At 71.7% G+C, this 9,693-nt stretch carries 5 protein-coding genes; 2 read left to right on the top strand and 3 right to left on the bottom strand.

What is annotated here, in order from left to right:
• Positions 1 to 68: 68 nt before the first annotated feature.
• The gene (locus IT780_RS41120; protein WP_199517332.1) at positions 69 to 2,267 is read right to left on the bottom strand and encodes a pectate lyase-like domain-containing protein; all 2,199 of its coding nucleotides are present in this window, start codon (positions 2,265 to 2,267) and stop codon (positions 69 to 71) included.
• A gap of 276 nt (positions 2,268 to 2,543) precedes the next feature.
• On the opposite strand from IT780_RS41120, the gene IT780_RS41115 reads away from it, so the two are divergent.
• On the top strand, positions 2,544 to 3,749 hold the full coding sequence (locus IT780_RS41115; RefSeq protein ID WP_199517331.1) for a PQQ-binding-like beta-propeller repeat protein: 1,206 nt from the start codon (positions 2,544 to 2,546) through the stop codon (positions 3,747 to 3,749).
• A 74-nt stretch (positions 3,750 to 3,823) separates the two neighbouring features.
• Positions 3,824 to 5,059, top strand: coding sequence for a cysteine desulfurase-like protein (locus IT780_RS41110; RefSeq protein ID WP_199517330.1), 1,236 nt, complete (start codon positions 3,824 to 3,826; stop codon positions 5,057 to 5,059).
• A 9-nt stretch (positions 5,060 to 5,068) separates the two neighbouring features.
• On the opposite strand, the gene IT780_RS41105 is transcribed toward IT780_RS41110, so the two are convergent.
• Both IT780_RS41105 and IT780_RS41100 read right to left on the bottom strand, forming a co-directional pair.
• Positions 5,069 to 5,482 (bottom strand): PPOX class F420-dependent oxidoreductase, encoded by a 414-nt coding sequence (locus tag IT780_RS41105; RefSeq protein ID WP_199517329.1) that lies wholly within the window; start codon positions 5,480 to 5,482, stop codon positions 5,069 to 5,071.
• A 40-nt stretch (positions 5,483 to 5,522) separates the two neighbouring features.
• Complete coding sequence (locus IT780_RS41100) at positions 5,523 to 9,560, bottom strand: discoidin domain-containing protein (RefSeq protein ID WP_199517328.1); 4,038 nt, start codon at positions 9,558 to 9,560, stop codon at positions 5,523 to 5,525.
• Positions 9,561 to 9,693 lie beyond the last annotated feature (133 nt).

The following is a 9,693-nucleotide window of genomic DNA, read 5'->3' as shown; positions in this document are numbered from 1 at the left end:
CCGGGCGTCATCACCGGGGGTAGCCCCGCGGGGCGGGGGCCCGACGCGGCGGGGCCCGGCGCCGCCTGTCACGGGAAGTTGACCAGGTACGAGTTGTTGTTGGACGGGTTCGCCGCCGCTCCGGTGTCGTTGATGATGTGCGAGATGGTGCCGACGCCGCCGAGGGAGACGGCCGCCATGTTGTGGAACTTCACGCCGGCGACCGCGGGAACCTCGAACGCGCGAGCCGAGGCCACCGAGTTGTTGACGTTGAAGAAGCAGTAACTGCCGAGCCCCCACGCCTCGAACGTGGTGACCCCGGACGCCACCTTGATCGCCGGGTAGCCGTTCTGCGAGCCGTTCATCCAGGCGGCCTGGTTCGGCGGGTCGTACGGCATCTCGTTCTGGAAGAAGATGATCTTGCCGTTGGCGCCGTTCCAGACGACCTCGTTCTTCTGGTAGTGCTCGACGAACAGGCCGGTGGCGAGCACGTTGTCACCGTTGACGGTCAGGCCGTTGTCGGCGGTGTTCGTCGTCCAGCCGATCCCGTTGCCGTGGTCTGCCCGCCAGGCCCAGGTGTGGTCGATGATCGTGTTGTTGGTGTTGACCACGAGGCTGTTGGTGGCCTTGCCGGCCACCATGCCGCCGATCCGGAAGAACACGTCCTGCACGGTCGTCGGGTTCGCCGCGTGCGACACCCCCGATTTCGCGAGGCCGACCTTGAGCAGGGTGTCGCTGTTCGTGGTGCCGGCGTCGAAGAGCAGGCCCTTGAGGCGTACGCCGTCGACGTCGGCCACGTCCATCGCGTTGACGCCGTTGTCCGGGATGATCGTCGGGTAGCCGATGCCGAGGACGACCGTGTTGGCCTTCGTCACGTGCAGCGTCTGGTTGACGTGGTAGATGCCCGGGGTGAAGAACACGTTGCACCCGTTGGCGAGCGCGGTGTTGATGGTCGCCGCCGAGTCGCCCGGCTTCGCGACAAAGAAGGTGCTCATCGGCACGGAACTGCCCGGGGTGCTGCCGCCGGCCCAGCTCGGCCCGGAAGCATTGGTCCGCAGCGAGGGCAGGAACACCCGGTACTTGCCGGCCGAGTCGAGGTACAGGTACGGCACGTCGCGCGACACCGGCGTGGTGCCCAGCGTCGTGAAGCGGGGACCGGCCGCCGCGGTGTTGAAGTTGTTCGCGGGAGCGCCGTTGGTGCCCGAGAACACCATGTTCCAGTTGGAGCCGCTCCAGCTGCCGAGCGTGCTGTCCTTCGTGTACCACTGCTGCTGGGACGCGGACTCGACGTTGCCGTCGACCTTGCTGTCGGCGATGTAGCCGCCGCTGGCCCAGCCGTAGCTCGCCGGGAACAGGTTGAGCCCGCCGATCACGTGCATGCGGCGGTACGGCGCGGCCTGCGCGACGGCCCAGCGGTTGGTGCCGCCGTTCGTGTTGATCGACATGTTCTCGGCGGAGCGCCAGAAGTTCTGGGTCGCGTTGCCGGCGTCGCTGGCGTTGAACGCGTCCACCGTGACCGCGCCGTTGATGCGGACGTCGTCGGGGTTCTGGCCGAGGCCGAGGATCGACGTGTTGAAGCCGATGTTCGCGCCCACGTTGTACGGCGTCGTGCTCGGCTTGAAGACCAGCGCGTCCCGCCGGGTGGCGAACTGGGCCGAGAGCGTGTCCTTCTGCGCGTTGAAGACGCTGTCCAGCGACGACTGGATGGCCGCGTCGGACATCGAACGGTCGTAGATGTGCACGTTCGGGCCGAAGTCCGGGGTGTCGGAGTAGGTCGGGCAGGTGCCCGGGTTCGTCACGGTGCCGACCTGGAACGTCTGCGCGCCGGTGCCGTTGCAGTCGTAGATCTGCAGCCGGGTGCCGTTGGCGGTGGCCCCGCCGGGCGCGTCCACGCAGCGGCCGGACTGCGGGTTCTTCAGCGAGCCGTTGCTCTGCTGCACCCACTGCTGGGCGCCGGTGTTGTTGCACTCCCAGAGCTGGAGCACCGTGCCGTTCGCCGTCCCGCCGTTGGCCACGTCGAGGCAGCGGCCGATGGTGGTCAGCGCGGTGCCGTTCCACGTCCAGTGCTGGTCGGCGGCGTTGGCCTGGCAGTCCCAGAGCTGGACCGCCGTCCCGTTGACGCCGGTGTCGTCGCCGCTCACGTCGACGCACTTGCCGCCGGGCCCGGCGATGGTGGCGCCGGTGACCGCGGCCGAGGCGGACTGGCCGAAGCCGGTCACGCCGAGCGCCGCGACCACCACCAGGGCCAGGGCCGCGAGCAGCCCGCGCCTTCGGGGGACAGGTGTCATGTGCCGTCCTACTTCCTTCTTGCCTGCCCGCGGTGCATGGGGGTTCGAGCAGGGGGATTGCGCCGCAGGGGCGAGGAGTGGGGCAGATGTGAGAGCGCTCTCACAAAAGTTTCCTAAGTGTTTCGCCGGGGCTCCAACTGTGTCAATAGGCCGAAGTGGACGACCCCCCGTCCAACCACCCCACCGCCACCCACATCCCGACTGAAGGCTCCCCTTTTGGGCGCACCTTCGGCCGTTTTCCGAATGCGGGCTTTTCGACCGCTTTACCGTCTCCGCATGCTTTCAGCTTCGATTGCGCGCTATGCCCTGCCGCGGCGCCGTCACCTCGGTGCGGTGCTCGCCGGCGTGCTCGCCGTGACGGCGATGCCCACGGCTTCCGTCGCCGCCACCCCGCTGGTGTCCGCCAAGCCGGCCCCCTCGGTGGCCTTCGACGGCCTCGTGTACGCCACCGCGTACGCCGGTTCCACGGTGTACGTGGCCGGCAGCTTCCGGAACGCCGTCGTCGACGGGCGCTCGGTGCCCCGCAAACGGCTGGCCGCCCTGAACGCCCGTACCGGGGAGCTGCTGCCCTGGGCGCCGGCGACCAACGGCACCGTTTTCGGGCTGACCGCGTTCGACAAGTCGCTCTACATCACCGGCAAGTTCACCACCGTCGGTGACCAGGCCCGCGGCGGCTTGGCCGGCGTCGACCTGCGGACCGGCGCGGTCGGCGCCCTGCGGCACACGATCAAGGGGGAGGGGCACACGCTGGCCGTGGGCGGCGGACGGCTGTTCCTCGGCGGGGAGATCAGCGCCGTCGACGGCAAGACGCGCCGAAACCTCGCGGCGTTCGACCTCGCCACCGGCGCCCTGGACGGCGCGTTCGCCGGTGGCGCCGACGGCGGGGTCAAGGCGCTGACCGTGGCCGGCTCCCGGCTGTACGTCGGCGGCGGCTTCAAGCGCCTCAACGGCGCCGCGGGCACCGTACGGCTCGCCGCTCTCCGGCTCGCCGACGGGCAGGTCGACACGTCGTTCCGGCCGGTCACGCCGTACACCGTCATGGCGATCACCGTCGCGCCCGACAAGGTGTACGCGGGACTCGCCGGGCCCGGTGGGCGGGTGGCGGCGTACCGGCCGGACGGGCAACTGGTCTGGAGCACGGTCACTGACGGCGACGTCCAGGCGATCACCCACCTGGGCTCCGCGGTGTACGCCGGCGGCCACTTCACCGTCGCCTGCACCGTACCGTCGCGGACCGCGACCTCGTGGTGCCCGACCAGCCTGCGCAGCCAGCCGAAGCTGATGGCCCTCGACGCCGGCGACGGCTCGCTGCTGCCCTGGAACCCGAAGAGCAACGGCAGGTGGGGGGTCCTCAGCATGGACGTCCACCCGGCCCTCGGCAGGATCGCGGTGGGCGGCGAGTTCACGGCGTTCGGCGGGGTCAGCCGGCCGCACTTCGCACAATTCACCACGCCCTGCTCGTACGGCTGCGCCGCTCGCTGACGCACGGAGTGGCTGTCACGGGGCGGTGCCGGGCTTCCGGTGCCGCCCCGTCGGCGTTGCAGGAAACTAGGCGCATGAGCGACAGCACACACCGCACGACGGCCGGAGCCGGGTTGGACGTCACGCGGATCCGCGCCCACTTCCCGGCCCTCGAGCGGGGGGCGGCTCACTTCGACGGGCCCGGCGGCTCCCAGACCCCCGACGTCGTCGCGGACGCCATCCGCGACACGCTGCTCAGCCCGCTGGCCAACCGGGGCACCACCACCGCCGCCGAGCGCAACGCCGAGCGGGCCGTCACGGAGTGCCGCGCCGCGGTCGCCGACCTGCTCGGTACCACCGCGGACAGCGTGATCTTCGGCCGCAGCATGACGGCGCTGACCTTCGACCTGTCCCGGATGCTCGCCGCGCAATGGTCGCCCGGCGACGAGATCGTGGTGTCCCGGCTGGACCACGACGCCAACGTCCGCCCCTGGGTGATCGCCGCCGAGCGCGCCGGGGTGACGGTCCGCTGGATGGACTTCGACGTCCGCACCGGCGAGCTGCCGGTCGACGCGCTGCACCGGCAGCTCAGCGGGCGTACCCGGCTGGTCGCCGTCACCGCGGCCTCCAACCTCATCGGCACCATGCCTGACCTCCCCGCGTTCGCCCGCGCGGCACACGACGCCGGCGCCAAGCTGTACGTGGACGGCGTGCACTACACCGCGCACACCCTGGTGGACGTTGAAGCGCTGGGCGCCGACTTCTTCGCGTGCTCGCCGTACAAGTTCCTCGGGCCGCACTGCGGGGTGGTCACCGGGAGGCCGGAGCTCCTGGAAGAGCTGCGACCCGACAAGCTGCTGCCGTCCCCGGACCGGGTCCCGGAGCGCTTCGAGCTCGGCACGCTGCCGTACGAACTCATGGCCGGAACGACCGCCGCCGTCACGTTCCTCGCCGGCCTGGCGGGTGCGGACGGCTCCCGCCGGCAGCGGCTCGAAGCCGGCATGGCGCTGGTGGAACGCCACGAGGACCGCCTGCGCGCCCGGATCGAGGACGGCCTGGCGCGCCTGCCCGGCGTCACCGTCCACTCCCGCGCGCGGCGGCGCACCCCGACGTTGCTGCTCACCTTCGACGGCGTCGAGCCGGCCGCCGTCAGCTCGTTCCTGGCCGGCCGCGGCGTCAACGCCCCGGCCGGATCGTTCTACGCCCACGAGACCGCCGAGCTGCTCGGCCTCGGCAAACCGGGCGGGCTGCGCATCGGCCTCGCCCCGTACAACGACGACGCGGACGTGGACCGCCTGCTCACGGCGCTCGACGAGTTCTTCACGCGGTGAGCAGGTCGATCACCCTTCGGTCGCGACGACCGAGCCGTTCTTGACGGCGACGAACTTCTCCGGCCGGATCGTCATGATGACGCGGACGTCCGCGTCGGGGATCGGGTAGACCATGTCGTAGCGCTCCTGCAGGGAGCGGTAGAACGAGGCCTGCTCGTCGTCGCCCGTGACGTCCTCGACCACGCCGCGGATCTCCAGGAAGCGGTAGGGGTCGTGCGGGTCGGCGATCGACAAAGCCACCCGGGGCTCGTTCGCCAGGTTGCGGAACTTCTGCCGGGTCTTGGTGTGGGTCATGCGGATGCGGTCGCCGTCCCACGCGAACCACATGACGCTCGACTGCGGCGACCCGTCCGGCCGGACCGTGGCGAGGTGGGCGAACGTCGGCTGGTCCAGGAGATCGGCATGACTCTGCGGTGGCTTCACCCCTCCACCTTTTCACGCCCGCGGCGCAGGTGCCGAACGATCACTGGTACACCTCCAGCTCGTAGATGCGGGCCGCGGGGTCGTCGGTCTGCGTGGGGGTGAGGACGTCGAGGCGTACGTAGCGGCCCGTCGCCACGACCTGGTGCTTGGTGGGGCTCGCCGTGTTGCCCCGCACCTGCGCCACCGGTGTCCAGGTGGTTCCGTCCGCGGACACCGACAGGTCGAAGTCGCGGGTGTTCCACTCCGCCGGCTCGCCGCCGGCCGAGGCGTGCTGGACGGTGATCGAGCGGATCGGTACGGACGCGCCGAGGTCCGCCTGCAACCACGGGTGTGCGCCCTTCGAGCACCACTTCTCGGTGGCGCCGGAGACCCGTCCGTTGACCGCTTTGGCGGGGCCCTCCTCGGGTGCGCAGGAGGAGTCGGCCGTCGCGGCGGCGCCCAGCGCGAGGTTGAGGGGTGCCTCGATGCCGAAGGCCTCCACCTCGGCGAACTGCATCATGCGCAGCGACGTACCGGTGATCCGGATCTTCTCGGCGGTCCGGGTCGGGAACTGGAACACCTGGCCGGCGCCGTTGTCCGGCCGGGGATGCCCGGTACGGCTGATCACGGTGGCCCAGGACGAGCCGTCCCACACGTCGATGGTGAAGGTCGCGGGGAAGTTCTGTCCCGCCGAGCCCGCGTCGCCGCGGGGGTAGAGCACCACGCGGTTCACCGGGGCGCCTTCCGGCAGGGCCAGCTCGAGCCATTCGGTGTGGTCGTTCTCCTGGCAGCACCACGAGCTCCACCCGATGTCGCCGGTGGTGCCGTCCGTCGCGCCGGCCACCGACCAGCCCCAGCCCGCGCTGCTGGAGGCCGTGCCGGAGCCGCCGAGCAGCAGGTCGGGGTTCGTGCGGGTGCCGAACGGGCCGATGGCCCCCGCGTAGCCGCGCCGGGGGGCCGCGAAGGACCGGCCCGTCGACGCGAACGTGTACACCTTGGTCTGGTAGCCGCCACAGCAGGCGTACACCGCGGCCACGTCGGTGCGCGGGTCGCCGTCCGCGTGCACTGTGGACAGGGCCGTACGAGTGGCGCACCATCCGCCCTCGTGACCGGTCCAGAGCGCGGGCGGCTTGGTGACCGTACGGTCGGCGTTGCCGTAGAAGGCGTGCAGCGACGCGGAGCAGTTGCCGTGGTCGTAGAGGGTGACCAGGTCCCCGCGGCCGTCGGCGTCGAAGTCGCCGGTCACCAGCTCGGTCGACGCCCAGCACCACGCGCCCGGGCCGGAGTCCCACATCAGCTTGCCCGGCGTGAACGCGGTGCCCGAGGAGAAGTTGGTGAACATCCGGGTCCGGCAGCCCGGATCCTGGTAGAGGTGCGAGAAGTCGGGCCGCCCGTCGCCGTCGAGGTCCGTGGCGAACACCTTGATGTCGGCCCACGCCGCCCCGCCGGCGGCCGGCTGCGTGTACCAGGTGGCAGGGGCCGCGAAGGTGGGTTCGCCGGGGGAGCCGTCGGCCACGAGCATCCGTACGGTGAAAACGTACCCACCCTCGTTGTAGACCACGCCGATGTCGTCACGACCGGCCGGGTCGGCGTCGAAGTTCGCGGCCAGCAACTTGACGGCGGAGATGTTCCAGCCGCTCAGAACCTGCGCCGGGGCGCCGAACAGGCCGTTGCCGGACGAACGTTGCACGCTCAGCCGGACGTCCGGACCGTCCTGCTGGAGGACGGCGGTGTCGCTGCGCCCGTCGCCGTCGAAGTCGCCGTCGACCACCCGGGTGGTGGCCGTCGGGTACGTCGTGGCCACGTCCTGCAGGGCCGTCGGTGCCGACACCCCGCTCGTGGCCCCGTCCCAGCGCCACAGCGTCGAGGTGCCGCGGCCGGCGTCGGCGAACACGGTGACGTCGGCCCGGCCGTCGCCGGTCGCGTCGCCCGGCACGGCGGCCGTCGTGGTGGCGGCGTTGGCCCGGAACTGGCGGGTGCCCGGCGCCTGCGGCGCCGTCGGCGGCAGCGGTGAGCGGTTGCCGGCCTCGTCGACCGCCACCACGGTCAGGAAGTTCTTGGCCAGCCCGGAGGCGACGGGCACCACCGGTACGGTGGCCAGCCCGTTCATCCCGGCGGGCGCCCAGCTGGTCGGTACGGTCTCGACCGGCCCGACCCCGTAGTAGTAGCCCACGATGTCGGAGTCCCCGGCGGCCGGTACGAAGGTGGCCGTGACGGGCGCCCCGACCGTGGTGGTGGACGGTGGCGCCGCGGGGAACGCCGGCATCCCGGCCGTGTTGATCCCCGGGGTGCCCGGCGTGGCGTTGTCCACGACGAACTGGCACCACGGCGAGGATCCGCTCTCGTCGGTGCCGTCGAAGCCCCGTACCCGCCATTGGATGGTGTGGCCGTCGGGCAGGCCGGTGGGTGGCAGCCCCACCTCGAAGGTGTGCGGCGGGACGACCGATGCGGTGTCCGGTACGGCCGTGACCGCGGTGCCGGCGGTGAGGTCCTGCCACTCGAAGCGCGCGAGCACGGTGGCGCCGTCGTCGGGGTCGCGGACGGTCGCCGACAGCCGGGCGCCGTCGGTGGCGTTGATCCGGGCCTTCGTGGCACAGGAGGCCTGCTGCGAGGTCCCGATCGTGGACAACTCGTCGGGTACGGCCGGCGCGGTGTTGTACTTGATCAGCAGTTGCGCGTCGTTGCGGAACCTCTTCCAGCTGCCCGGCATGCTGCCCTCGTTGCCGGCGCGCAGCCCCAGCGTGACCGTGGACCAGCCGCTGGACGCCGCCTGCCGGACCGCCTCGTACGCGTTGAAGCTCACCCAGCCGGGCCCGTTGGTGCACCCGTTCTTGCGGGCGACCGTGACGCTGTCCAGTTGCTGCATCCAGCTGTGGTTGCGCCAGTTCGTCGCCGACGACACGGCACCGGTCAGCCACAGCTGCACGGGGTCGGCGGTGCAGTCGTACGCCCAGGTCTCCCAGGACTGGAACGTGGCGGCCTGGACGTGCGTGCCGTGGATGGCCGACGAGACGCCGAACTCCCACGCCAGCCGCTTGACCTGGTTGCGTTCGCAGTTCGACTCCACGTTCACGTCGCACCAGCCGACGCCCTCGTCCGGGGAGAAGTTGTAGTACTCCTGGTCGGGAAAGCCGCTGGAGACCATCGCCCAGTCCTCGCGTCCCGCTTCCACCTGCGGGTCCAGGTAGACCGGGTAGACGGTGGCGGGATCGTCGAGCACGGCCCGGTCCGGCCGGAGCGTCACCGCGCCGCCGCCGATGCGGGTGGGCACGGCGGTCAGCCGGTCGCCCTCGGCGGGGCGGTCGGGTTCGCGCGGTGCCCCGACCCCGCCCGCGCCGCCGGCCGAGTCCCACATGGTCGGCGCCGGACTGGTGAAGACCGGGGCGCCGGCGTCGTCGAGCGCCACGAAGCCGCCCGCCGCGGCGCGGACCTCGAGCCCGGCGGCACGCAGTCCCATGCGCAGCTCGCGCAGCTGCGGGTTGGCGGCGGCCTCCCGGGTGTGGATCACCAGGGTCTGCGCAAAGCCCTGCGGCCGGGCGGTGAGCACGAGGTCCACTCCGGGCAGCACGTCACCGTACGTCGCCCGGGGACCGTCGAGCGTGGGCGCGGGCAGCGGCCAGGGCACGCTCAGGGACAGCTCGTGGCCGCGACTCGCGATCCGCATGGCCGGCTGCCGGCCGCCCGCCGAGAAGTCGAGGCCGGTCGCGCTCGCGGTGGGCCGTACCCGGGTGCCGTCGCGGCGCAGCGTGGGGTCCACGTCGCTCCAGGAGCCGTCCGCCCGCCGGATCCGTCGCGGCACCGCGGAGGCCTCGAGCGTGTACGAGCCGTCGGAGTTGGCGAACACCCGTTCCCGCTCGGAGCGGCGGCCGAGCACCTCGACGCGGTCCCCGCAGGCGCGCGCGGTGGCCATGGCCGAAATCTCGTCCGCGGCCACCGCACCCCCCGTCGCCTGCCCGCCGGCCTGCCGTGGGCACGGCCGTACGGGTGCCGCGTCCGCCGGTGCGCTCCCGCCGAGCTCCACCGTGGGCACCGCGCCGAGCAGCGCGACGGCCAGGGTCGCGATGGCTCGGCGAACGATGGATCGACGGGCAACGGTCATGGTCTCCTCCATAAGGTTGTTGATCGTCTGGGGTGATGCCCTGGATGCCCGGGGACGGTGGGGTGTGGCTGATGGTTTCTTGTCGTTGGGTGGTTTCCGAGGAGTGGCCGCCCTGCCGTTGCCGATGGCCTGG

It is taken from the genome of Nucisporomicrobium flavum, assembly GCF_016464385.1.
GTDB lineage: Bacteria > Actinomycetota > Actinomycetes > Mycobacteriales > Micromonosporaceae > Actinoplanes > Actinoplanes flavus_A.
Note: the sequence above shows the minus strand (reverse complement) of the source record. Positions and strands in the feature narration are given on the sequence as shown.